Source organism: Acinetobacter calcoaceticus ANC 3811, from assembly GCF_000399665.1.
Taxonomy (GTDB): Bacteria; Pseudomonadota; Gammaproteobacteria; order Pseudomonadales; family Moraxellaceae; genus Acinetobacter; species Acinetobacter calcoaceticus_B.
The window spans coordinates 480,273-505,237 of sequence record NZ_KB976986.1 but is presented as its reverse complement, the minus strand read 5'-3'; the positions used below and the strand labels follow the sequence as shown (position 1 = coordinate 505,237).

Sequence of the window (24,965 nt, the reverse complement as noted above, 5' to 3'; positions counted from 1 at the left end):
CGTTAGACCTTGTCACATTAGTTACGCTGCGGAACGCCCTTTTGCCCTGCTTTACGGTTGGGTGCCATACCATTTGCGATTAGGGTTTCTTTAATACTGTTGTATTGAACCCCAATACGATAAATTTCACGGGCTTCTTTTCCTGAGGCAATTTCACGGCCTAGTTCATGGGCAATTCGAACGGTTTGCTTAATTTGCTCTACAGATGAAAAACGGCGTCCGTGATGATCAATGATCGTGTCTTCGTTACCCACACGGGCATGTAAACCCATTGCCATCGACATGGTGTTAAAAGGCAATACATTTTTGAGAAGAGATTCTGATGTCAAAGTACATCCATCAGGTACGCGATGAATAAAATTAAAGAAATTAAATGGGTTTGGACCATCAAAACCACCGCCGATTCCAATCCAAGTTAAGTTTAACGGCCCCATGTACAATCCTTTACGCACCATACGTTCTAGGGTTTCAAGTCCGTGCATACCGGTTAACTGAAAGTGCGGTTGAATATTGTTTTTGCATAAGCGTTTAATATGTTCGGCAACCCATGCAGGTCCTGCTGGCACAGTCATCTCTGCATATGCTGCCTGAGTCGCTGGATGTGCCAATGAAGTCCCTTCTAAATATTCAGGATAGAGCAATTCCATAATATTCATTTGAGTCGTGTTAATTGCCACGGTAACCTGATCGGGCTTTGGTGTGAGTTCAGCCAACATATGTCGGGTGTCATCACTTAACCATAGAGCTGCCTCACCTTCACTTTCTGGTGCAAATGAAATCGAACCGCCCACCTGAATAATCATGTCAGGCACAGCTTCACGAACACCTGCGATAAGCTCGTTAAATTTTGACAAGCGTTTAGAACCTTTGCCATCAAGCTCACGGACATGTAAATGCAGCACCGTCGCGCCAGCTTCATAGCACTCAACCGCTTTTTGTATTTGCTCATCCATGGTCACTGGAATATCTTCTGGAAAGTCTTCTGGCATCCATTCGGGTCCATACGGCGCAACCGTGATTACCACTTTTTCCATATTTTCTGGGTGCAATGAGTCGTCAAAGAATTGCATGTGCATCTCCTGATATATTTTTAGAATTTTCAATTAGATAAAATTATTAACCTATAGATTTAATAGGTTGCGTCACCAATAATGCCGGCCCGCTCCATTTTTCGGTGGCAAGGTGGGTAATCCATGACTGCGTAATGTTGTGTGCTGCGGTTATCCCAGATGGCAATGCTGTTAGGCTTCCAGCGCCAACGCACTTGAAACTCTGGAATATAGGCTTGAGAAATTAAGTAACGCAGTAGTTCAGCGGCGCCCGGATTGGCATCTTGTCCAAATCTGACTCGCTCTTTGGTGTGATAATTACTGAAGTGAGTTGTGAACGCGTTGACATATAAAATTTTCTCGCCCGTTTCAGGATGAGTACGTACCACAGGGTGCTCAGCATCAGGAAACTTTGCTTTTAAGTCCAAGCGTTTTTCAAGCGGCATAGCCGCCCCAAAACTCGCTTCTATGCTGTGATAAGCACGTAAGTCTGTAATCTTATCCTTAATATCGTTGGGTAACGACTCATAGGCCATGACCATATTGGTCCACATGGTGTCACCACCTACAGGTGGGCATTCAACACAGTGCAACACGCATCCCATCGGTGGAACCTTGCGCCAGCTTGCATCACTGTGCCAAGCATTTTCATAACGATCGACGGGACTTTCCGGATGTTTATAAATCTGCACCAAACCCGGATGATCAGGATGGCTACCTACCGCAGGATGATCTTCTAACTGTCCAAATTTTTCCGCAAATGCGACATGATCCTGACGGGTTAAGTGCTGATCTCGCAAGAACAACACACGATGTTTAAGTAGTTGTGTGCGAATTTCAGCAAATAATCCATCATCATAAATCGCATCGGCAAGTTTGACGCCACTGAGCTCTGCACCAATATTGCAAGTTAACTGTTCAATTTGCATAAGAAATCCCTTCAAATTACAAAGATTGATGAACCTATTGTTTTTCGTGCTTCCAAATCACGATGAGCTTGAACGGCATCCTTTAGCTCATAACGTTGATTAATTTCAATTTTGATTCGTCCATGTCGAACATGATCAAATAATTCATTTGCCAGTTCTTTTTTCTCGGCAGGATCTGCAATGTAATCTGCCAAAGCTGGACGTGTGACAAACAATGAACCTTTCACGGCGAGTAATACCGGATCAAAAGCAGGAATTGGACCAGACGCTGTTCCTACGCAGACCAACAAACCACGGCGTTTGAGAGAGTCTAATGAACTCATGAAAGTCGTTTGACCGACACTATCGAAAACAACATTTACACCAACGCCGCCTGTTAACTCACGTACACGTTCGGCAACATTTTCATGGCTATAGTTAATGACATGATCACAACCATGAGCTCGCGCTACGGCAGCTTTTTCTTCTGAAGATGTGGTACCGATAACAGTCAAGCCAAGTAATTTAGCCCATTGAGAAACGATCAGCCCAACACCACCAGCGGCTGCATGTAATAAAATTGAGTCGCCCGCTTTAAAGTCATAAATGCGGCGCATCAGATAAGCAGCGGTCAGCCCACGCATGGTCATGGCTGCCGCTGTTTCACAAGAAATTTCTTCGGGTAATTTAATTAAAGCATTTGCTGGAATTAGACGGTGGGTGCTATATGCACCTAACGTATTTAAAAAACCTGTATAAGTAACTCGATCCCCTACTTTAAGCTGAGTGACTCCTTCGCCTAAAGCTTCAACGATACCTGAAGCTTCGACGCCCATGCCATTAGGCATTGGAATTTGATAGGTTCCATTACGAAAATATGTATCGGCATAATTTAGACCGACTGCCACATGACGTAGGCGTACTTCCCCTGCTTTTGGGTCTCCTACTTCTACATCTTCATAGCGCATTACTTCTGGCGTTCCTGTTCCATAGAAACGTATAGCTTTCGTCAACGTCATGTCCTATTCCATATTTTGGTTTTTTATTGAGTGCCTATAAAAGCAATAACCAAAATTACAACAGTTAGGATATGGGTCACTTTACATTTCACGACACAAGCTTAACGTTTAATGACAAAGGATATTCCCAATATTGCTAAAGAATACTCCCAGCAATTGCAGCAGACTTATGTAGATTGGTGATATCAGCGTTTTTATTTTCATTTAAACTAAAACTGACTGCCTCTTTTGCATGAATGGCGGTCGTATCAAATAAAGGAACCGAGAATTTAAGCTCACCAATCAACATACAAATTTCAGTACAACCCAAGATAACGCCTTGGGCCCCTTCAGCTATGAGTTTCTCTACAATAGCGATGTACTTTTGCTGAGAATCTGGGTTGATCACACCTAAACAAAGTTCTTCATAAATGATGCTATGAACTATTTTTCGGTCGGCTTCATTTGGAATAACGACATCAATTCCATAATCCTGCAATCGAGCCTTATAAAAATCTTGCTCCATTGTAAAAGCTGTCCCTAACAGTGCAACTTTACCAATGTTTTGACTCAAAATTTCTTTTGCCGTTGCATCAGCAATGTGTAAAAACGGAATCGAAATTGAATCTTCAATCTGTGCAGCAATTTTATGCATGGTGTTAGTACACACCAAAATACAATCTGCCCCTGCTTTTTCTAAATTTTGTGCTTGCTCAGCTAAATATGCGCCAGCTTCTTGCCATAAACCCTTCGCTTGTAAGGCTGCTATTTCTTCAAAATCGACACTATTAATAATGACCTTAGCAGAGTGTAATTTTCCTAATTTACGATGAACCATTTTATTGATTTGTTGATAATAAAGTGATGTAGATTCCCAACTCATTCCGCCTAATAAGCCGATTGTTTTCATTATTGAATCCTTCTATTTATGCAAAACTTATCTATATCTCTTATGAGTAAAGTGCAGCTAGAATAAAATTGCTTTATTAAATTTTTTCTAGCTTATCTTATTTATTAATCTTAAACAGTGTGACGTCCAAAGAAACTTCTAAGTTGAATAGACCTAATTGATGAACTTTCAAAAACAGAAAACTCTATGCATTAAACCCAAATCATAAAACAAGAATTCACGCAAAATTCACGACCAGCTCTTTAATTTAAACTTATAAAGTTGGCTCGGATATAGACATGAAAATTATAACTACAGCCCTAGGGCTGATTACATTGGTAGGTTTAACAGCATGTAAAAGTGTGCCTAGCTACTCAGGTGACTATGGCAAAGCCGAACAAAAAATTACTGGAATAGAATTAAATGACCAACAAGCGCTAGATATTGGCAATCGTTTTGTTGCCGCATTCAATACGCTTGGAACTCGTTCTTTTGTGAATAACGCGAGTCATCTTTACGCTGATCAACTTTATATCAACGATACACTCTCGCAGTTCTCTCAGAAAAAAGATCTGATTAAGCATTTTGAAGGCATGAATGCTCGAGTGAGTAATGTCACTGTAAAACTCATTAGTGCAACTCATCACCAAGATACAGCCTACATTCATTGGTACATGACTTATGACTTTAAAATGTTAGGTCGCTCAAAAACCATGGCTTCTTATGGAATTAGTCAAATTAAGATTAATGAACAGCAAAAAATTATTTTCCAGCAAGATTATTGGGATCCGGCGAATGGCCTTTATCGTTCTTTACCAATATTTGGAGGAGTATATAAATGGGTATTACCGTTCAAAAAAGTCGAATCTTGATATTTCTGGGAATCTTAATCGTATCTCAAGCCAATGCGGCTGAACTGAAGAAATGTAGTTCAGCACCTTTAATGGTGACGAGTAAAAAGGTGGGAAATGTCAGTTACTTTGCTGAAGATTGCCTAAAAAATTGGCAAAGCCAAAGCATTAAAATGGACTTTAGCTATAACCGCGATATTCCCGAGTGGGCATTTAAACGCGCAGCAACCCACTTTTTGAAGAAAAATGTTAGCGGCTTTGATGCAAAATCTCCGCTTAATCATATTAATGAACTATATAGACCAATTAAGAGGGGAGATCTTTACAGTCTCTACTATCAACATGAAAATCAAAAACTAGAATTAAAATTAAACCAGAAGCTACTCGGTTCTTTAAACAATCCGAATGCAAATCAATATTTTAAAATCTGGTTTGGCAGCGAACCGTTTAATGCTAAATTAAAACAACAACTATTAAATTAATGGCTTAATAAAATCTCATGGGTAATCACTTTATCCTCATGGTTGAGGATCATTTTGAACTTGCAGCAACGGTCTGCGAATTTATTGAAGTACATGGTTACGTCGTCGATCATGCACGTAATTTAGATGCTGCACGGACTTTACTTAAATCTCAGCATTATCATCTTTTGCTGCTCGACATAAATTTGCCCGATGGCTCTGGTTATGATCTATGCAACTGGCTACGCACCGAACAAGGTGTTGATATTCCCGTTCTTATGCTGACAGCAAGAGATACGTTAGATGACAAACTTAAAGGCTTTACTGCTGGCACAGATGATTATTTGGTAAAACCTTTTGATTTCAATGAGTTAGTGATGCGGATTCGTGCATTAATCAAAAGAGCAGCTGGTGAAGTTACTCATCATAAAATTCAGATTCATGACTTAGTTCTTGATAGCGCAACTCAAACCGTGATTCGTGCCGGCAATAATATTGAGTTACCCCCTATTCAATTTAAACTATTAAAAATTTTGATGCGTCAGTCTCCTAAAGTAGTGACAAAACAAGAACTGATGATGGAACTATGGGGCGACGAAGAACCTGAAAGTGATGCGTTACGAAGTCATATCTATAACTTAAGAAAAATGGTTGATAAACCTTTTGACCCTAAACTATTACACACAGTAGCAGGCGTCGGTTTAAAAATTGCTTTAGACAGTTCTACAAGTTAACTCAAATAGACCACAACAATTAATCCCGTGGTGGGTTCCAAATCGAGTTCAGGATGAGTGGTTAAATAATATTGTCGATCAAACAACTCAACTCGCCATCCTAATTGTTTGCAAAGCTTTTGTACCAATTGCAAACCAATTCCATGGCCTTTAGCCTTTAACGAGAGTTGTGAATCGCTGAGCTCTTGTACTTTCACATCATTAGGTAAAGAAATTCCAATTCCATTATCTGCAATAATTAAACTGTTTTTTTGTTGAATGATGTCGATTTGCGAGCCTTGAGAATAGTTCAGCGCATTACGTAAAATATTGCTTAACACCATTTGTGTCATAGAGGGATATAACCAGCGCGGCTGTTCAGAAAGATCGGGTTGAATATGAATATGTATCCCCTTACTCTCACTGACCCCTTCTAAACTTTCGACTAAATCCCTCACAATTCTGGATAAAAAATTCTTTTCAGATGGTAAGCTTTTTACTGTATTACGTGCGATTGCCAGTAAGGTGTCGACTAATAACTGCATATCTTCAATTGTATTATGAAGTCGAACTAGGGCTTTATCCTCTCCATATTTCGCCTGACAAAGTTGCACATTGCCCTTTAAGATTGTGAGCGGAGTGCGTAACTCATGACTTACATCTCCAGTAAATTCCCTTTCTCGTCGAATAAAATCGCTTAAAACCTGATGATATTTTTCCAAGGCTTGTTTGAGATATTCTGCTTCCATATTGCCATTGGTATTAATATCTTTAAAAGGAGAAGCTTGGGTGTCTTGATGCGCCCAATCAATATTTTCTAAGGCATTCGCTAAACGCGTAATTGGGGAAAAATAGCGTCTTGCTCTTCGGTTTGACCACCATAAAAAGCTATATAGAACAGATAAGCTAAACATGAGTGGAGCAAGTCCAAATAACCAGATCAGCTTATTGACATTACTTTCGCCAAATACCAATAGAACATGCTGACCGTTATGCTCACCATAGACCGTCATCCGTTCTTTACCATCAACAAATACTCGGTGTACGCCACTTTCTAAACGCATGTCTTTAAAAGGTTGAGGTGCGACCTGTGTATTCCACCGATATCCATATAAATTTTTGGTATCGGGTAAATCTGCATTTGGATTACGCTCGATGCGTAACCAGTAATGTTCCATTTCCTGCTCTAAAGCAGTTTTAAGTAAAGAGCCTTTAATCACCCAAGCACTACAAGCCAACCCGACCACGATCGATAATGCAATCAGACCAATCTGCAACCAATAATATCGATTGAACATTTGGGCTAATGGATGACTAGCTTTGCCATCGTTTCGAGTTTTTATCATATCTTTATCGCCGGGATAGGCTGTAGAAATTACAATGCTCTCTTTTTAAATAAAAAGTGACCAATGACCCATTCTTGTCCTTGCTCAAAACCGAATAGCTCAGCACAAGCCATGAAGAAAATACGCCAGCGTTGCCACCAAATATTGGCATCTTTTCCATAGATTTTTTTAAACAGTGGTTTCAGTTCGACTTCTTGGTTATCCATATTCTCAAGCCAAGCGTTTGCTGTTCTCATATAGTGCTCACCTGACCATTGCCACTGTTGAGCCAACTCTAAATGCTCTTGAAAATGCAAAAAAGTGGAAGTCGACGGCATTAACCCGCCAGTAAAGAAATATTTGGACATCCAATCATAATCTGATTTTACTTCAAAAGGATAATGTAAAAAGCGATGGCAAAAAATATGACACCAGAGTAAACCATCTGCTTTTAACCATCCCTGAATTTTTTCAAATAGACGCTGGTAATTACGGACATGTTCAAACATTTCAACCGATACAACACGATCAAACTGAGCTTGGTCTAGTTCAAGTACATTTACATCACAGGTAAGCACTTCAACATTGGTTAAACCTTTTAATTCTGCTTGTCGAAGAATATGCTTTTTCTGAGTGGCAGAATTTGAAACCGCTGTGATCTGTGAATACGGATAGTTTTCTGCCATCCACAAAGTTAAAGAACCCCAGCCACAGCCTAACTCTAAAATCTGTTGACCATTTTTAAGTTGTGCCCGTTCACAGTAAAGCTGAAGTGCGAGCTCCTCTGCCTGATCTAAAGTTGTTGTTTTAGTCGGAAAATAACATGCACTATATTTGAGTCTTTTTCCAAGCACCGCCTTAAAAAACTCGGTCGGCAATTCATAGTGCTGCTCGTTTGCCTTGTCCGTTTCAACCGCGATTTCACTCCGTTTTAGCATATTAAGCACATCCATGTAGCGCTGTGCCCCTTGTTCAGGGTCATAACGGCCTTCTTGAATTAAGCGCTTTTTGCTTAAAGCACGAATTGCAGCTCGAATTGCATGATCTGGAACCACACCACTTTCAACAATTTTCAAAGACTGATGAACAATAAAATCCATATGCGCACCTATTTTTTGGGTTTTCGCGGAATAAACATTGATGTTTTTTGCTGATAATCACGATAATTTTGACCGCGACTTTTAATTGCTTGTTTTTCACTAAATGGAATACCCGTGACGTAATATAAAAACAGCCACATCAGTAACGGATAAATCCACAATAAATATTGGCCTGCCGCTAAACCAATGATTGGATAGGCAAACCAATGTAACCATTCAAAAAAATAATTTGGGTGCCGTGAATAACGCCATAAACCCTGATCCATGGTTTTGCCATGATGATCCGGATTTAATTTAAACCGATACAACTGCTGATCAGCGAGCTGCTCTCCAATAAAGGCAATCGCCATAATGACGGCCGCAATCACTAAAGTGACTTTATATCCACTACTCCATTCAGTTGCTTCTATATTGAGGAGCGTCCACATTGGTAAGAAGAACAAAAGCACTAAAAGTGTTTGAAAAATAAAAAATAAGAAGAAGCCAAAATGCTGAAACTTTCCCATGGCTTGACGCATGCTCGCGTAACGGCCATCTTCTTTTTGTTCGGATTGATAACGTCTTAACAGATGCCAAAATAATCTTAGAAACCATAAGCCGCTAAAAATACCGATAAAAAATCGTACTTCAACTGGAGCCACTGAAATGAGTAAAGAAGACACAATAATGTTTACTGCCAGACAGAAACACCATGCGGCATCTACAATTCCAGCTCGGCCATTTAGAGTGGCAAGTAGCCAGCTCAGCAACATGATCATTAAATCTAGAATGAGTAAATTCCAAAACATGAGCAGTCTCCTTGTTTGATGTGTTTGAGTTAGTAACTGGTACTTTCAAACAACAAGTGAACATTGCTGATCACACCCTCTTTAAATCCACCCTCGCAATAACAAAAATAGAAATCCCACATCCGAATGAAGTTTTCATCGAAACCCAGAGCCAGTACTTCTTCTCGTGCGGTTAAAAACCGTGCTCTCCAGTGATGAATCGTTCGTGCATAACTTAACCCAATGTCATTTAAATGCTTTAGCCTTAAACCACTTTCAGAGGCAGTTTGAGTCAATATGCTTATGCTAGGAATGAAGCTACCAGGAAAAATATAGCGCTTAATATAATCAACTGTATTTAATGCTTTTTTATAACGAAAATCTTCAATGGTAATGGCTTGAATAAATGCCAAACCTTTCGGTTTTAATAGCGCTTTACACTGGTCAAAGTATGTCGACAAAAATTGCGCACCAACGGCCTCAACCATTTCAATTGAAACCAGCTTATCGAACTTGCCTTCGAGCAAGCGGTAGTCTTTCAGTTGCACATCAATTCGATGCGATAAGCCAGCTTCGTTTACCCGAGTAATGGCTTCATCGTATTGAGCTTGTGAAATGGTAATGGTGGTTACTCTACAGCCGTAATGTTGAGCTGCATAAATGGCAAAACCGCCCCAACCACTTCCGATTTCGACTAAATGATCCATTGGTTTTAAATCTAACTTTTTACAGATCAGCTCTTTTTTAAAATCAGATGCGTCTTCAAGTGTCATATTTTCATTTTCAAAACATGCACTGGAATACATTAAAGACGGATCTAGAAATAATTTAAAAAAGTCATTGCTTAAGTCGTAATGCTCAGCAATATTTTTACGGCTACCACTTAAAGAATTCTTTCTATTTTTATACCAGCCCTTAAGAAAAAACTGACTCGCCTGTGCAATAACATTCTGGTTAAACTGGTCTAATACATCTCGATTACGTGCCAATATCTGCACCAACTCTACCAGTTGTTCACTGCTCCAATCCCCACGGATATAGCCTTCAGCTGCACCTAAAACACCATTTTTTAAAATCAGATCCATCAACAAAGGATTGCGAACCTCAATCACAGCATGTAAGTCTGAAACCTCGCCAACCGTACCACTCCACGCGCCCTGAAAAGTAATCTGTCCATGACGTAGTTTCAGAAGACTCTTGAGTAACAAGGGTAGTGACTCATCTTCACCATAAAGAAATGTTTTTATCATGTCTTATCTACCTTTATGTTTTTAGGATGGCGATAAAATGGAACTTTTTTTCGCCACAACTTAAATGCCTGTAAATATATTGAAAACAACATTTTAAAAGGCGCTAGGCTGTTCATAAGAGCATATCGATATTGCTGTGAAGGAAATGTGATGGGCACAAGTTCAAAGCGCATAGTGGCATCAAAGAGTTGTTTCTGTTCTTCAAAGAGCTGCATATGAATGACATTTTGCTGATCTGAAAAACTAAACCGCCAGTGATAAGTCAACTGCATGGGCATGAACGGCGAAACATGAAATGATTTTTCAAAATGAAAATCGAAACTTTGATAATCCCCTACATTTTCTTGTTGTTTTGAGCAGTCGTGTATGTAAAATTTTCGTTCATTCCAAGGGGTGTTGGTAATTTCACTGATAATAAATACCGGTTTTCCAGTTTTATTTAAAACAAAATAAAATACGACCGAGTTAAACCTAAAACCTAAACAACGAGGTAAAGCCAAGACTCGGATTTGCCAATCTGGCCGAAGATGTGAGTTGTTATTTTGCAGTATCGCTTTCTCGACTCGATCCTTTATAGAACCGCGATACATATTTAAAAAATCTTTTTCAGATAGCTTTAGTACATTCCAATGATCAGTCGACCAAAGTGAGCAATCTTTTGTAATATCATCTAATTGATCTGGATCGAACCATAAATAATTTAAGGTCGATGTGAATTGATGCGGTTTCGGGCTATAGCGTCTGTGACGAATAAGTGCAGGAGCGATAGCAAGTTTATTTAATAGCATTTGAAAGCTCCTTACCTATTTTTATAACGCTAAGAGTTGCTCTACAACACGTGCTGCACTGCGGGCACCATCTTCATGGAACCCCCAGCCCCAATACGCTCCACAAAACGAAGTCCGATTTTGTCCGTTAATTTCTTGCCAACGAGATTGAGCTTGAATCGCTTTTGCATCAAACACAGGATGACGATATTGGCGTTCAACCAAGATGTCTTCGGCTTTAATTTTCATATTCGGATTTAACGTAGAAAAAAGCTGAGTAGCGCAGGATAAATTCTGCAAATTGTTCATCCAGTAGGTAAAACCATAATGTATGTCGGACACTTCGTTTTGGACTTGAGATGTAGGAGTTACATGGACATGCCAGCTTGCCCACTGCAAACGGCTTTTAGGCATAATCGAAAGATCACGGTGAACCACCATTCGATTATCTTGATAATCAAATTGACTTAAGATTTCCTGTTCAAGCACTGACGCATCTTTAATTAAACTTAGGCTATCGTCGGCGTGACTTGCAAAAATCACCCAGTCGTATTGGGCTTGCCCTTCAACGGTTTCAATCAAAACTGTTTCTGGTGAACGGCTCACAGCTTTTACTTCTGCAAACTTCCACTCAATGGATGGGCAATTCTTTTGAATAGCACGAATATAACTTGCTGAGCCGTGTTTAACTGTTTGCCATTGCGGCCGCTCTTTTAGCTGTAACATGCGGTGATGCTGAAAAAAGCTCACCACAAATCGATATGGAATTTGGCCTACTTGCTCAACGGGTGCCGACCATAAGGCACCGCACATCGGATAAAGATGCTCATAACGGAACTCATGACTATATTTATGGAGGTCCAAATATTCTTCAATCGATAAATTTGGATCAATATCTGTAACATCTATATCTTTATTATCATCATAAAAACGTAGCAAATCTGAGAGCATTTGCAGAAATTTACGGTTTAAAAAGTTCTGCGGACGGGCAAAGAGCGACCATTTTTTTGAAGGATTATATTGAAGCCCACTAACTAGATTATTCACCGAAAAACTCATATCGCTGCCTTGAGTTTCTACATCTAATTTTTTTAGCATGTCGGTAAATAACGGATAGTTGTAGTCATTAAACACAATAAAACCACTATCTACCGCGACTTTAGCGCCTTCTATCTCTAGCCCGTGAGTGTCAGTATGACCACCAAAATAGTTATTTTTTTCATATACGGTGACCTCGTGTTGTTTTGATAATCTCCAAGCTGCGTAAAGTCCAGATATACCTGAACCAATAATGGCAATTTTCATAACACTTCACCGTTTTCAATTTTTTCTATCGATAAGTCTTTAATCTTTTTATATTGATAAACCTTGTCTGGTACGGGCTTTAGTCCCCACACTAAACCAAATAAAGACATTAGTTTGAGCACATAAAAGGTGATATCAATCTGCCACCAATAAAAACCTTGACGCACACTTCCCGCATAAAAGTGATGGTTGTTATGCCATCCCTCGCCCAAGGTAATTAAAGAAAGTAGGAAGTTATTACGACTATCATCTGGGGTATTAAACTCACGTGAGCCATAACGATGAGCGAGTGAATTAATACATAAGGTTGCATGCGTTAATAGAACTGTAGAAATCACAAAACCCCACACCAAAAGCTGTAAGCCATTGGTACCCAACTCAGGAAAATGTTGTGCAAGCCATGAACCGAAACCATAAATTGCTAAAGCCGTCAAAATCACAATAGGTAAACTAAATCGGTCCAGCCAAATCAGCTCAGGATATTTCAACCAGTCTTTAATGACTTTTTTTCGAGTGGCAAAATTTTGCTCATTTAAAAACCAGCCTACATGGGAATACCAAAAACCTGCTTTCGCTGAATGCGGGTCCTGATCGGTATCGGTAAAGTGATGATGATAACGGTGATGGGCTGCCCACCATAATGGTCCGCGCTGTGCACTCATCGTCCCGATCAGTATAAAAATGAATTGAACAACACGTGATGTCTGAAAAGTTTTATGCGAAAGATAGCGGTGAAAAAAAGCAGTAATTGCAAACATGCGAACAAAATAAAATCCGAGCATGAAGATCACAGCGAACCAAGATACACCCACCCAAAACGCAGCCAAACAAGTGATATGCAATAAAATAAACGGAACTATTCGTAACCATTGAATCTTTTTTTCAATGACATATTCGCTAGAAGTACCCACTTGCGCATTTTCTGAATCTGACCAGCTATCGATCCAGCGCAGAAAAAATTTAGACATTGATTCTTCCTGATCTAAAGCATTTCTTTTGGTTCTAATTTAGAAAATGCGCAATGAATTTTATGTGAAGTTCACTCGATTACGAGATAAATATAAGCATCTACGCAACCAGCACTTCGCTATTTAGACTGTGTGGTCTTAACGAGTTTAGAAACGTCGTAGCCATAGCTTTTTGCGGTTTGCAGATAAGACTGATATGTCGCTTCATCAATTTGAGGACTACGAGAAAGAATCCATAAATATTTCTGGCTTGGGCCGCCCACTAAAGCGACCTGATAATCTTGGTCAACTCTTAAAACCCAGTAATCGCCTTTTGTAAAAGGAATCCATCTGAGGCCAGAAGGTAAAAAGCTCACCTTCAATTTACTGTTGCCTTCATTTTGCGAATAAGCAACGCCTTCAGATGAGATCGTTTCTCCGTTTTTATTAGTACAACTATTTAAAACACCAACGGTTTTGTCCGCGTTAATAGAATAGTTTGCAGTTGTATTTGCTACACAATTACGCTGAAAAAACATAGGTAAATGCGCAATTTCATACCACTTACCTACATATTTATTAATATCAATGGATTCAACAGCGACAGGTTTCGTGTTTGTGTCGGCAACAGTGCTTAAAGGAAGCATTAAGCTAACCGCTGCAAGACTGCTGCTCATGACAAGTGACTTAAATAATAATTTCATGACTACCCTCTTCTGTTTATTTCATGTGTTTAAACATACGTCAGAGGGCTGTGAACAAAGTGTGAATTTTAAAAATTAAGGAACATTAATAAGGATTTAATTGTATTTCTTTGTAGCATCTGCAACTGGAAAATTAAGCTCAAAGCACACACCCTCTACCGTGTTATAAACTCGATAGAAGCCATGATGCAGATCCATAATTGAAGCGACAATCGACAAACCTAATCCACCTGTCTGGTTCTCATCACTTCGGCTTGAGTGGCATTGGTAAAATCTTTCAAAAAGATGCTCAAGTTGATGATCAGCAATTGAAATACCTCCCGTTACCACAGTCAGGTTCACCCATTGCCTATGCTCAATCATCTTATGTTTAGTTGCGATATAAATAGTCCGCTTGTCACCACCGTGAACCAGCGCATTTAAAATCAGGTTATAAACGGCTCTTTGAAATAGCTCTGGATCTGCAAATAACGTTTGAGCTTCTAAGTTAAAACTAAAATGACACTCTTGTTCTTCAGCTTGATATTCAAAAATCTGGCATAGGCTATCTATAACGTCTTGGACATTTATTTCCTGTTTGTTTACAAAAACCATTTTCTGATCGGCTCTTGCCAAGAAAAGCATACTATCAATCATGCGTTTTAATCTGTGGTAATCGTCTAAATGAGACACCAGCAAATCTTCATATTGCTCAACCGAGCGTTCGCCAGTTAAAGCAATCTCGGTTTGCCCAATCAGATTATTTAAAGGCGTACGGAACTCATGAGCGATATCTTCAGAAAAACGGTTGAGCTGCGTATAGCCCTTTTCGATACGCTCAAGCATGTGGTTTATATCTTTAGAAAGTAGCTCAACTTCTAAAGGTGAATTTGATAGGTTTAATCTTTTCTGGAGCTGATTTACGTTAATAGAATGAGTTTGCTTGCGAAGCTGTTGTAGCGACCGTAAACCTAAATGACACGCTAAAATGCAAAGCACAAAGATTGCAAACACGCCCCCGACCACATACATCAAGAGACTTTCTTGAAAAGGTAAAAGAATATTGATGCGTTCCGACCACTGTTTACCTGCAATCAGCAAATAAGGCTCGTTATTAATTTTTATGGTTTTCCATGCAATTCGTGTTGGATATGGGTTGTTGGCTAAATCTTGAAATTGAAGACTGTTGCGCTGTACAAGCTCAGGTAACTGAATATGGAGCGGATTAATATTAATTAAAGTTTTGTCTTTATGAATAAGCAGAAACAAGTTGTCTTGGTTACCAAGCATATTTTGATACAGCTTAGGACGCGCAATGATTTGCTCTACATTTTCGCTATCTTGCAGCAAAATTTCCAAACGGTTAATTCTGTCTGCTAAAGCTTTATCTTGCTGCTTTAATAAAATTTGGTTAATGCCTAAATAGGTCATAAAGCCGACTGAGCATAAAATTAAGGCAGAACAAAGCGTAACCAGTAATGTAATACGGACTTCAAGAGAACGCAGAAATTTAAAGTTCATAAGCTAACCGAAATTTTATAGCCCAAACCACGTATGGTATGAATAAGTTTTAACTCATATCCCTCATCAATTTTGCTTCGTAAACGGCGTACCGCAACATCAATAAAGTTGGTATCAGTGTCAAAATTAATATTCCAAACTTCGGAACCAATTTGTCTGCGCGTCACGATTTGTTCTTTGTTGAGCAACATGTAACGCAACAAATTAAATTCAGTTTTGCTCAGCTCAATTAAGTTTCCGTTACGCCATACTTTATGAGCGACCAAATCCATTTTTAAATCGCTAATAGACAGCTCGTTTTCTTGCAGATATTGCTGTCTTCTTAACAGACTTTTAATACGTGCCAACAGTTCAATATAGGAAAAAGGTTTAGCCAAGTAATCATCTGCACCCAACTCCAACCCTTTCACTCTATCCATCACCTGATCTTTTGCCGTTAAGAAAATCACTGGAATTTTTGAAAACTGACGTAGTACTTGTAATACGCTCCAACCGTCTATGTCCGGCAACATCACATCAAGAATAAGCAAGTCATATTGATCTCTCTTTAGCATTTCCAAACCTTGAAGCCCTAAGTGAACACACTCCGCTTGATATCCAGACTCTTTTAATCCTTTGACCAAATAAGTGGCGATCTTGATCTCGTCTTCAATAATAAGGATACGCATTTTGTAGAGACTCATTTGAAAGATGACAACTTTGTAATGTGATTGTCACGCTTGAAGTTAAGCAATTTGTTTAAGATTTTCAAAGCGACATAGAGGCAATCATCATGAAAAAATTGAACTGGCTGATGTTAACAGTCGTACTATTCGGTAATAGTACTTTTGCACAGCCCCCTGCTTTGAATCAAGTTTATTCGTTAGATCTAAAAACTGCCCACCTGTTAGCCGACGGTGCGAAAGAGGCATGCAAAAAATTAAATCAAAACATTGCGGTCGTTGTGGTAGATCGTGGCGGTAATCCTTTAACTGCCGAACGGCATGAGCTGGTAGGTCCGCATAATTTAATGGCTGCCGAAAAAAAAGCCTATACCGCTTTATCTACCAAAACATCGACCTTAGTTTTAAGCCAAAACAGTAACCAAAATCCCGATGCAAAAAATCTAACCACCGTAGCGAATTTACTTTTGTTAGGCGGCGGCATGCCTGTTCGTTTTGAGAACCAAGTGATCGGCGCGATTGGGGTTGCGGGTGCTGGCGGCGCACAAAATGACAATCAATGCGCAAGCAAAGCCATTGAAACCGTTTTTAATTCATAAGGAGTTCAACATGCCTAAATCATTTATTGCTTTATCTTCGTTATTTATTGCTTCGGCTACATTTGCACAAACTAATCCGCTAAGTGTGCATGTGTTAAATCTAGAGACGGGTTTGCCCTCTTCTCAGGTTGAAGTGGTTTTAGAAAAAAACACCAATAACCAGTGGGTAAAACTCAACCAGCAAGTGACCGATTCAAATGGTCGTATCACTGCGCTCTATCCAGAAAATAAAAAATTAGAGCCAGGGGTTTATAAAGTTACTTTTAAAACTGAAGACTGGTTTAAAAAGAACAAACAACAAACTTTTTTTGCCGAGGTTCCTGTAATTTTTAAAGTAGATGGAAGCGTAAATCACTACCATATTCCTTTATTACTCAGCCCTTACGGTTACTCAACCTATCGGGGCAACTAAAATAAAAAACCCCTTTATCTGTTATGCACAAATAAAGGGGTTGATTAAAAGCGATTCGTTTTACGAACAAACACCATTGCTAATAACCGATTTTTTGTTTGAATCTAGCGCCACAATTGAAGAAGAAACCGTGTTAATAATTTGAGTCATGGCTTCACTTGAAGCACTCACAATCGCATCCATCTTTTTAGCTTTCTGATCAATCGGCTGCCTAAAAGCAATTCGACAATTGAGCTGAGATCCTGCATTTGTGATGACTTTTGCATTATTTGACTCTAATTGACTAGGCGGTATTTGACGCTTCACCACCCAAGACACCGCAATATTAATATAGCTTTTATCTACAATATCAAAATGAGAAAAGTCCGTAGAAACTCGATATAACGGTTGATTGTTTCCAGCAAGCCCACTGCTATAACTGTCAATTGCGCCTAATTTTTGCTGTAAACCCGCCGACAAGGTATCGCGTAATTGTGTGCCCATGGTCGATGTCCAGCGTTCATTGTTTAACACCGTAGACTTACCACTACTGTCTTGGAGCACCAAAGGCGCACGGTCTAAACGGTCTGGAATCCCAACGGGTAATACCTCAATCACCTGCACCGTTGTTTTTGTAGCCGCAGTGATTTTAGGGGAAATCGTATAATAGTTTGGCGTTGGCGAACTCGAACATGCTGTCATGGCAACTGCCGTTAAAAACAGACCGCTCCCAAGCAGCCATTTGGCTGCTTTAGGATGTTGAAAAGATAGAGTGTTTTTATTTTTCATCATCGGCCTCTGGGGTCTTACCACGAATAATTGATTCAGGATGTTGTTCAATATAGTCTGACATTAACTGTAGTGAAGCTGCCGCACGTGTCATTTGTTGCAACGCTTTACGTACGTCTTGTTGTAACGGCGCATCGCTCGACAAAATAGACTCAGACGATCTGACAGTTTTACGAACATCGTCTAAAGTTGCTTGTAAACCAGGTGCAACTTTTCCATCTAACTGTTTAACCAGTTTGTCGGTAGACGCAATGGCAGTGTTCATATTGTTGAGCGTTTTACGCACATCTTGCCCAATTTCAACTAACGGGAATTTAGTTAACTTGTCAGCAATCTGAGAAACTTGAGCTTGTAAGCCACTCAGTTCGGTTGGTGTAGTTGGAATTACTACACGGTTATCACCTAAGATTTGTAATGTCGCTGGTTTAGCTTTAGGGAACTTATCTAGGGCAATATAGTTTTGACCCGTGAGCAGGTTGCCTGTTCTCATTTGAGCACGCCATCCATGTTCAACAAAATCTTTGAAAATTTCACTGTTTGGATTAAGCGCCTGACCATTTTCAACTCGTGAAGGATAGATGACTGCCTCAACACGCATACGAATCTGTTTATAGTGGTCATAAAACTCGGCATTAATTGATTTAACATTGCCAATTTCAATACCCATGAAATCAATTGGCGCACCGACTGCTAACCCACGCAATGAATGATCAAAATACATAATTACGCCACGAGGCTGCCCGTCAGGTTCTTTTAATGCCTCAGATTTTGAATCCCAAAGATTAAAGCGACTCTGATTCGCTGCCATCGTCGCATGCGAACTTTGAGGGAAACCAAACGCAATCCCACCTGCGACAATACTTGCCAGAGATTGGGTATCTAAATTAAAGCCCGAAGCGTTTAAGGTCACATCGATTCCGCTCGCCTGCCAAAAACGTGCATCGGTGGTTACAAACTTGTCATACGGTGCGCGGATAAAAGTTTGCAGTTCTACAGTTTTACCATCATTAGATAATTTATAGGCTGTAATTTGCCCCACATTAATTCGACGATAATAAATTGGAGAGCCTATATCTAACGAACCAAGGTCATCTGCATTTAAGAAAAATACTTTTCCGGGAACGTCAGAAGAAATCACTGGTGGCACTTCTAATCCCGTAAATTCAAACCTATCCTCTTCTGATTTTCCACCATCCACTTCAATATATGAACCTGACAATAAGGTGTCTATTCCTGAAACTCCACTCGTCCCAATACGCGGTCGCACCACCCAAAATCGCGAATCTTTTGCTGCAAAGTTACTCGCACCTTTGCGCAAATCAATTCTAGCAATCACGTGTGAACGGTCATCTGAAAGATCAATCTGCCGTACTACACCAATATCCACCTGCTTATAACGAACTGTTGTTTTACCGGCAACTAGCCCTTCAGCTGTGCGAAAAGACACATCAATGCTAGGGCCATGAGACAGTAACGCCTTTATCGCTAATGAAAGCGCGATTAAAAGAGCAATTAATGGAATGAGCCAGATTAATAAAGGCTTCCATCGACTTTTCTTTTCTTGGGGTTCTGGCAAATCATTCATGTTTTCCAGTTCAATATCTGGATCACGATGATCTGAGTTACCAGTGGTTATTTCATTTTCAGACATACTCATTGTTCTTTTATTGACTGGGATTAATAGAATCATTATTCAGTGGCGGATGTTCTGCCTGAATAATCTTTGGTTTTTCTGAAGCAAAAGAAGAAGGTTTATTTGTATTTTGAGATGTATAGAAGTTATCCCAAATAATACGTGGATCAAAACTTAACGATGCAAACATGGTTAACACCACAACCGCGCCAAAAGCAATCGAACCCGGCCCAGCTAAAATGGTAGCAAGCGATTGAATCTGAATGAGTGCTGTTAATAATGCCACAACAAATACATCAATCATTGACCAACGGCCAATAAACTCGACAATTCGATATAACTTAACGCATTGTTCTGGTAAAAATTTCCAACCTGCCGATTGTTGAAGATATACCGCCACTAATAAAAAATACAAAATCAGTAGCTTCAACATGGGAATAAAAATACTGGCCATGAAAATAACCACTGAAACCAGATAGTCTCCACTTTGCCAAAAGTAAATGACCCCACTCATGATGGTATCTTGCTGACTTCCCAAAAGTGAGTCAGTCACCGTCATGGGAAGTACATTGGCTGGAATATAGAGAATAGTTGCAGCCACCACTAAAGCAAAAGTTCGATTTAAACTCGATGGCTTACGTGAATGCAATACGCTATTACAGCGAATACAACGTAAAACTTGATGGCTTTGGTTTAGTCGTCTTTTTTCATTTTGAGCAGAATTTACGATGCCACAGCAGTGACACACAATTAATGAGAGATCTTTGGCTCTTGGATATTGCTTAAGGTCCAACCCCTTATGCGAGCTTTTTGTTTGGGTCACTTTTTTTATCGTTTTCATGGCAGTGACCTATCAATTTCGTTCCATATATCACTCACCTTTATGGAAGTAATATAGACCAACAATACACTTAAGATCGCAAACGCCCATAATGCAATCTCAGGAATCACCAAGACCATTCCCATTAACTTCACAAGCGTGACCAAAATTCCGATTAAGAACACCTCAACCATTCCCCACACTCTCATAAAGAAAAGTGTGCGTAAGGCAATCACCAAAAATGTTGGTCTTTTCTTCAAGACACTTACCGTACCCAGCACATAGGAAAGTAATAGAAGATAGGAAAGCGGCACAATAAAAGTTGTGATTAAGATGAGTACACCAACAAAAGCCCGATCGTAATGAAACATCACCCAGACTGCCCCAAGTAAGGTGGTTTCAGATGTATTTCCCTGTAATTCAATTTTTACAATCGGAAAGCTATTGGCAATAACAAATACAATTAATGCCGTTAAGATCAAAGCCAACAAAGTCGAAAAAGGTTTGGTGTGCCGATAGAGTTCAGCACCGCAGCATAAGCAATAAGCTCTTTTTCCATAAGCAAGCGGGGTTCTACGATAGACAGTATCGCACTCCTCACAACCTGCTAATTCTTTAAGCTTCATAGTTATACTCTGAAATTTATAGTTTTACTGTATCAGGACCTGCTTGCTACAGCGCTTGCATAAAATTCTACTTCTAAGCAATGTGCCAAACTAATCTCATTTCTTCAAGAGAAAATTGAATACCGACTATACGGGTTACTTTATTAAATTATAGAAATAACAGAAAACGATATAAGAAACTCCTTTCTTAAAAGGAGCTTCTTATTTGGTAAAACCCTAATTAACCATAGTTAAAAAATAATTTAATAATCTATCTCGATCATCTATCTGCTTTTCACCTAAAAGTTGGACCATAGCCCCATCAATCACAAATAAAAACAGGTGAGCATCTTCGATTGAAGCCATAGCTTTTAGTGTTAAAAGTAGTTTATAGATTTCATCAATTAGCCAATTTCGATAGTCAATGACAACCTTATAGGCTGTTGGATAAAGCTTTTCAATTTCAAAAATTGCTTTAAATGGCAAATGGTAAAAACCTTCTAAATCTGCATGCAAATAGAAAATTTTCTTAAGTTTATCGAACAACATGAGTTCACGATATGAATGGATAATTGAAAACACTTCATCTTTTAATGCATCTTTTTGAAAAGTGAGACACATCTCAATGAGCTTTTCTTTGGAGTGAAAATCATTATAAAAAGTGGATTTTGAAATTCTGGCTTCAGCAATAATTCGGTCGACACCTACATTATGAAAACCATGTTGATTAAATAGATCTCTTGCCGCATGGAGCACTTTTAATGCTCTAAATGAATGTTCTAAATTTTTCATATTTACCGCTTAAAATATTTTTTGTTGTAAGTAAATGAGATAGAAATACCTTCACCAAAATATGAGGCGAGAAAACAGGCATGCCAAGGCAGCATAAAACCGTGCCCTAGCGTATCTCAGACTTTATTGTTGCTATGAGTTTTAGTCGTAACGAAGTACAGTTTAATCTACAAATATTCAAACTGTTTTAAAGACCAAATAAGGGATATGGGTAAAGAAAGCTTAGCAAAGGCTAAAAAAGAATAAGAAATAGTACGCATGGCGGACTCCTAGATGAAATAGAAGCTCTACCGAATTACTGTCAAATAATTATGGTGGCAGAACGAAGGTGGGTTGACAGACCAGTCATCTAGGAACCGGCACGCACAAGGCGTCCCACCTCCGTCCTACCGCTACGAAGGGAGGACGAACGAGTTCGTCACCAAAAAATTACTTTCTTGGTGCCCTAGATGAAAAACAGCCTGTCAAAGCCGGCTGGCGATGTAGGCCAGCAGGCAAAGGATAATCGGCAGGATTTAGGGTGTCAATGTAAGGTTGAATAGAAAATGGTTAAATAATTATTATTTTTCATTTAATTAGATAATCAAAATCCATTATTTTTATAAAATATTACAAGCTGCTCTTCAGCAAATTTTTTTATATAGTATCTGATGAGTTAATATACTGGTTTAAATATTCAAGAGATCTAGGACATTTTATATTTGTACCTAAGCCAAAAAATGCTTTCCGAGCAAGTACCCTTAAGTCATCTTCCATCATATAACTTGGAACAAAATTAATAGCGTTTTTTAAAAACTCCACTAGCTTACAATTTCTAATTCTACTAACTGTAAAAATGATATCTTCATGAGCATCATGCCAATCTGAAAAAAAGATATCCAATAGGCCGAAATCATCTTCTTGTAGTTCACATTCATCAAATATAAGAAATGCAACATGTACAGCATCGCTATTTTTTGATTTTTCTGCGATGTTTAGTAGTTCTTTTGCGAATAGATAATCGCTAATATCTCTAAAGTTTAATCGTCCTTTTAAAATATTTATGGGAATTACCCCCAAATAACAACCTTCAATATCCTTTTCAAAATCAGTCATATTTTCCCTCCCAGATAAAAATAAAATTTGAATCAATACCATATAAATTTTATATTTTTTATTCAAATTCAGGATATACGAAATCGTATTTTCCTGTTTTGATTCTATGAACAATACTATCTGCTGGTATTACGCTTCCAATTTCTGCCTTTCTATTTTCTCCTTCTAATTTTCCTACATATTGCTGTTCTTCATTCACTTTCCAAATCCACCAATTATTAGATATTTTAGTTTTTGGATTATCGCAACTACTACGAAACAAGATATCAATATTTCCAACCTCTGGCATGTTCCCCACTTTTTCCCAGAAACCCAATTTAGTACCCCAACTAGTTACGCAGTGCGCGTAAAAATCTACCTCATCATTAATAATTTCAAATAAATCGGGATGAGTATTTTTAGAATATTCTTTTTTAAATACTCGAATTACATCACTATTTAATTGAGTTAAATCCAAAGCTACTAATTGAAAGTATTTTTTACACCCATTATCGAATTTAACAGCAAATACATCCCCTATCTTTGTATTTTTTCTTTTCATTATTTTATCCCTAAATTTTAGTCCTATTGCATGTTAATTATTTTCCTTGACTCCGCAGTATATTAAGATTGATCAAAAATCCATAAGTTAGCAGATTTCATCCATATAGCTTGAACAAATAAATGAACCTAAAGATAATAGCTTAAACCTAGTCTAAAGAAAATTTTAAACCCTTAAAGTAGTTTTAATGACAAATATTAATATCTTCAAATTTATAAACGTTGTGCTCGCTTTTTTATGGATTTATCAAGGACTGGTTCCTAAACTACTTTTTATTAATTTTGATGAAATCTTTGTGTGGCAATGGGTGGGATTGTCTTTAGAGAATGCAAAACTTGCAGGCCATGCGAGCGGTATAGCTGAAATTATTTTTGGTTTACTCTTTCTCTTTTCTAGTCATAAATATATTCATTATTTAAGTATTTTAGGCTTACTTGGGCTACTTGTTTTAATTGGTGTTTTAATTCCTTCTACACTTATCTTGCCTTACAACCCTATCGTAATGAATATTTCGATGATAAGTTTATCAATTATCTATCTTCTTTTATTAAAAGAGCAAACTACTCATTTGCATAGAGTCGCTCAATAATATTCTAATTTTATATAGAGATTTCAATGAGTTTATCTAAAAGCGAAGTTTGTTGTGTAGTCATTACAGGAAGCACCAAAGGTATTGGCTTAGCACTCGCCGAAGCTTTTTTAAAGCTGGAATGTTCAGTTGTAATTGCTGGACGAAACTTAGAGCACTTAAATCATGCCCTCACCCATTTAGAAACTCATTTCGATAAAGAAAAATTTATGGGTCTATGCTGCGATGTGACTCAAATTTCCGATGTACAAACCTTATGGGATGGTGCAATTGAGCATTTTGGACACGTAAATGTTTGGATTAATAATGCGGGAAGCTGCCACCCGACCAAAGACTTTATTGACCTTCAACCTGATGAATTAAACGCTGCCGTTTCTACCAATATTTTAGGTACGATGCTAGGTTCACAAGTCGCGTTAAAAGGCATGCTCAAACAAGGTTATGGTCAAATCTTTAACATGGAAGGTTGGGGCAGCAACGGAGAATGGAGTGCAGGAATGACTCCCTATGCAACCACCAAACGAGCAGTAAGTTATTTCAGTAAAGCACTTTATAAAGAGACCAAATCGACAGCAATTTTAACTGGTACCCTAAGCCCAGGCATGGTGGCAACCGATTTGTTAGTTTCGTCTTGGACCAATGGAAACATCCAAAACTGGAAAAAGATGAAGCGGTTATTTTTCTTTGTGATTGATTCACCGGAAGTCGTTTGTGCATATTTGGCGAAGCAAATTATACAAAACAAAAAAGCCAACCGACGCATCGCGTGGATCACGCCGTGGAAGCTTTTTCTTAGATTTTTGCAACCTTATTACTGGCGTAGAAACCCAGTTAAAGGCACAGCATTAGAGCACTTATAGTCAGGTTTAGCGCTTCAAGTTCTTCTAAAGAGAACTTTTACTGAACTTGATACTC

28 protein-coding genes are annotated in these 24,965 nt (G+C 38.7%); 7 read left to right on the top strand and 21 right to left on the bottom strand.

Going from position 1 to position 24,965, the window contains the following annotated elements; translation table 11 throughout:
• Positions 1-17: 17 nt before the first annotated feature.
• The 4 genes from F935_RS03640 to F935_RS03625 all read right to left on the bottom strand — a co-directional run bounded on the left by F935_RS03640 (position 18) and on the right by F935_RS03625 (position 3,865).
• Positions 18-1,070, bottom strand: a complete 1,053-nt coding sequence (locus tag F935_RS03640; protein WP_016137661.1) for a beta-keto acid cleavage family enzyme — start codon at positions 1,068-1,070, stop codon at positions 18-20.
• 59 nt (positions 1,071-1,129) lie between these two features.
• Positions 1,130-1,978: a TauD/TfdA dioxygenase family protein gene (locus F935_RS03635; protein WP_016137660.1), complete on the bottom strand. Its 849-nt coding sequence runs from the start codon at positions 1,976-1,978 to the stop codon at positions 1,130-1,132.
• Positions 1,979-1,989: 11 nt separating this feature from the next.
• Positions 1,990-2,976, bottom strand: coding sequence for a quinone oxidoreductase family protein (locus F935_RS03630; protein WP_016137659.1), 987 nt, complete (start codon positions 2,974-2,976; stop codon positions 1,990-1,992).
• Positions 2,977-3,112: 136 nt separating this feature from the next.
• Positions 3,113-3,865 carry an aspartate/glutamate racemase family protein gene (locus F935_RS03625; protein WP_016137658.1) on the bottom strand — a complete coding sequence of 251 codons (753 nt, stop codon included), beginning with the start codon at positions 3,863-3,865 and terminating at the stop codon, positions 3,113-3,115.
• A gap of 278 nt (positions 3,866-4,143) precedes the next feature.
• Between F935_RS03625 and F935_RS03620 the strand changes: the two genes are divergently transcribed.
• Genes F935_RS03620 through F935_RS03610 form a run of 3 tightly spaced genes read left to right on the top strand, consistent with a single transcriptional unit; the run spans position 4,144 to position 5,890 of the window.
• Positions 4,144-4,716, top strand: a complete 573-nt coding sequence (locus F935_RS03620; protein ID WP_016137657.1) for a nuclear transport factor 2 family protein — start codon at positions 4,144-4,146, stop codon at positions 4,714-4,716.
• Positions 4,683-5,177 carry a chalcone isomerase family protein gene (locus tag F935_RS03615; protein WP_016137656.1) on the top strand — a complete coding sequence of 165 codons (495 nt, stop codon included), beginning with the start codon at positions 4,683-4,685 and terminating at the stop codon, positions 5,175-5,177. Before F935_RS03620 ends, F935_RS03615 begins: the two co-directional genes overlap by 34 nt.
• Before the next feature lie 17 nt (positions 5,178-5,194).
• The gene (locus F935_RS03610; protein WP_016137655.1) at positions 5,195-5,890 is read left to right on the top strand and encodes a response regulator transcription factor; all 696 of its coding nucleotides are present in this window, start codon (positions 5,195-5,197) and stop codon (positions 5,888-5,890) included.
• Here the strand turns inward: F935_RS03610 and F935_RS03605 are convergent.
• The 10 genes from F935_RS03605 to F935_RS03560 all read right to left on the bottom strand — a co-directional run bounded on the left by F935_RS03605 (position 5,887) and on the right by F935_RS03560 (position 16,202).
• Positions 5,887-7,215: a sensor histidine kinase gene (locus F935_RS03605; RefSeq protein WP_016137654.1), complete on the bottom strand. Its 1,329-nt coding sequence runs from the start codon at positions 7,213-7,215 to the stop codon at positions 5,887-5,889. The genes F935_RS03610 and F935_RS03605 overlap by 4 nt on opposite strands.
• A gap of 29 nt (positions 7,216-7,244) precedes the next feature.
• Complete coding sequence (locus F935_RS03600; protein ID WP_016137653.1) at positions 7,245-8,294, bottom strand: SAM-dependent methyltransferase; 1,050 nt, start codon at positions 8,292-8,294, stop codon at positions 7,245-7,247.
• Between the two features lie 8 nt (positions 8,295-8,302).
• Positions 8,303-9,082, bottom strand: a complete 780-nt coding sequence (locus tag F935_RS03595; protein ID WP_016137652.1) for a DUF1295 domain-containing protein — start codon at positions 9,080-9,082, stop codon at positions 8,303-8,305.
• Positions 9,083-9,111: 29 nt separating this feature from the next.
• Positions 9,112-10,311 (bottom strand): SAM-dependent methyltransferase, encoded by a 1,200-nt coding sequence (locus F935_RS03590; RefSeq protein ID WP_016137651.1) that lies wholly within the window; start codon positions 10,309-10,311, stop codon positions 9,112-9,114.
• Entirely contained in the window at positions 10,308-11,099 is a 792-nt protein-coding gene (locus F935_RS03585; RefSeq protein WP_016137650.1) for a DUF1365 domain-containing protein, read from the bottom strand. The genes F935_RS03590 and F935_RS03585 overlap by 4 nt, the downstream gene beginning before the upstream one ends.
• Positions 11,100-11,120: 21 nt before the next feature.
• The gene (locus F935_RS18700) at positions 11,121-12,383 is read right to left on the bottom strand and encodes an NAD(P)/FAD-dependent oxidoreductase (RefSeq protein WP_016137649.1); all 1,263 of its coding nucleotides are present in this window, start codon (positions 12,381-12,383) and stop codon (positions 11,121-11,123) included.
• On the bottom strand, positions 12,380-13,351 hold the full coding sequence (locus F935_RS03575) for an acyl-CoA desaturase (RefSeq protein ID WP_016137648.1): 972 nt from the start codon (positions 13,349-13,351) through the stop codon (positions 12,380-12,382). Before F935_RS03575 ends, F935_RS18700 begins: the two co-directional genes overlap by 4 nt.
• A gap of 119 nt (positions 13,352-13,470) precedes the next feature.
• On the bottom strand, positions 13,471-14,034 hold the full coding sequence (locus F935_RS03570) for a lipocalin family protein (RefSeq protein WP_016137647.1): 564 nt from the start codon (positions 14,032-14,034) through the stop codon (positions 13,471-13,473).
• 96 nt (positions 14,035-14,130) lie between these two features.
• Positions 14,131-15,534 carry a heavy metal sensor histidine kinase gene (locus tag F935_RS03565; RefSeq protein WP_016137646.1) on the bottom strand — a complete coding sequence of 468 codons (1,404 nt, stop codon included), beginning with the start codon at positions 15,532-15,534 and terminating at the stop codon, positions 14,131-14,133.
• Entirely contained in the window at positions 15,531-16,202 is a 672-nt protein-coding gene (locus tag F935_RS03560) for a heavy metal response regulator transcription factor (protein ID WP_016137645.1), read from the bottom strand. The genes F935_RS03565 and F935_RS03560 overlap by 4 nt, the downstream gene beginning before the upstream one ends.
• A gap of 125 nt (positions 16,203-16,327) precedes the next feature.
• On the opposite strand from F935_RS03560, the gene F935_RS03555 reads away from it, so the two are divergent.
• Together F935_RS03555 and uraH are read left to right on the top strand one after the other, a co-directional pair.
• A complete protein-coding gene (locus tag F935_RS03555) occupies positions 16,328-16,795 on the top strand; it encodes a GlcG/HbpS family heme-binding protein (protein ID WP_080645676.1) in 468 nt (155 codons plus the stop codon).
• Between the two features lie 10 nt (positions 16,796-16,805).
• Complete coding sequence (uraH, locus tag F935_RS03550) at positions 16,806-17,207, top strand: hydroxyisourate hydrolase (RefSeq protein WP_016137643.1); 402 nt, start codon at positions 16,806-16,808, stop codon at positions 17,205-17,207.
• A 60-nt stretch (positions 17,208-17,267) separates the two neighbouring features.
• Here the strand turns inward: uraH and F935_RS03545 are convergent, their stop codons facing one another.
• The 7 genes from F935_RS03545 to F935_RS03510 all read right to left on the bottom strand — a co-directional run bounded on the left by F935_RS03545 (position 17,268) and on the right by F935_RS03510 (position 23,461).
• Positions 17,268-17,975 carry a PqiC family protein gene (locus F935_RS03545; protein ID WP_016137642.1) on the bottom strand — a complete coding sequence of 236 codons (708 nt, stop codon included), beginning with the start codon at positions 17,973-17,975 and terminating at the stop codon, positions 17,268-17,270.
• A complete protein-coding gene (locus F935_RS03540) occupies positions 17,965-19,632 on the bottom strand; it encodes a PqiB family protein (protein ID WP_035366444.1) in 1,668 nt (555 codons plus the stop codon). The genes F935_RS03545 and F935_RS03540 overlap by 11 nt, the downstream gene beginning before the upstream one ends.
• Before the next feature lie 7 nt (positions 19,633-19,639).
• Positions 19,640-20,449 (bottom strand): paraquat-inducible protein A, encoded by an 810-nt coding sequence (locus tag F935_RS03535; RefSeq protein ID WP_016137640.1) that lies wholly within the window; start codon positions 20,447-20,449, stop codon positions 19,640-19,642.
• Positions 20,446-21,054 carry a paraquat-inducible protein A gene (locus tag F935_RS03530; protein WP_016137639.1) on the bottom strand — a complete coding sequence of 203 codons (609 nt, stop codon included), beginning with the start codon at positions 21,052-21,054 and terminating at the stop codon, positions 20,446-20,448. Before F935_RS03530 ends, F935_RS03535 begins: the two co-directional genes overlap by 4 nt.
• 216 nt (positions 21,055-21,270) lie before the next feature.
• Positions 21,271-21,825, bottom strand: a complete 555-nt coding sequence (locus F935_RS03525) for a TetR/AcrR family transcriptional regulator (RefSeq protein ID WP_016137638.1) — start codon at positions 21,823-21,825, stop codon at positions 21,271-21,273.
• A gap of 636 nt (positions 21,826-22,461) precedes the next feature.
• Complete coding sequence (locus F935_RS03515) at positions 22,462-22,920, bottom strand: hypothetical protein (RefSeq protein ID WP_016137636.1); 459 nt, start codon at positions 22,918-22,920, stop codon at positions 22,462-22,464.
• 58 nt (positions 22,921-22,978) lie between these two features.
• Positions 22,979-23,461, bottom strand: a complete 483-nt coding sequence (locus tag F935_RS03510) for a hypothetical protein (protein WP_016137635.1) — start codon at positions 23,459-23,461, stop codon at positions 22,979-22,981.
• 187 nt (positions 23,462-23,648) lie between these two features.
• On the opposite strand from F935_RS03510, the gene F935_RS03505 reads away from it, so the two are divergent.
• Both F935_RS03505 and F935_RS03500 read left to right on the top strand, forming a co-directional pair.
• Positions 23,649-24,050: a DoxX-like family protein gene (locus F935_RS03505; protein ID WP_016137634.1), complete on the top strand. Its 402-nt coding sequence runs from the start codon at positions 23,649-23,651 to the stop codon at positions 24,048-24,050.
• A 26-nt stretch (positions 24,051-24,076) separates the two neighbouring features.
• Positions 24,077-24,910 carry an SDR family NAD(P)-dependent oxidoreductase gene (locus tag F935_RS03500; RefSeq protein WP_016137633.1) on the top strand — a complete coding sequence of 278 codons (834 nt, stop codon included), beginning with the start codon at positions 24,077-24,079 and terminating at the stop codon, positions 24,908-24,910.
• Positions 24,911-24,965: the final 55 nt, after the last annotated feature.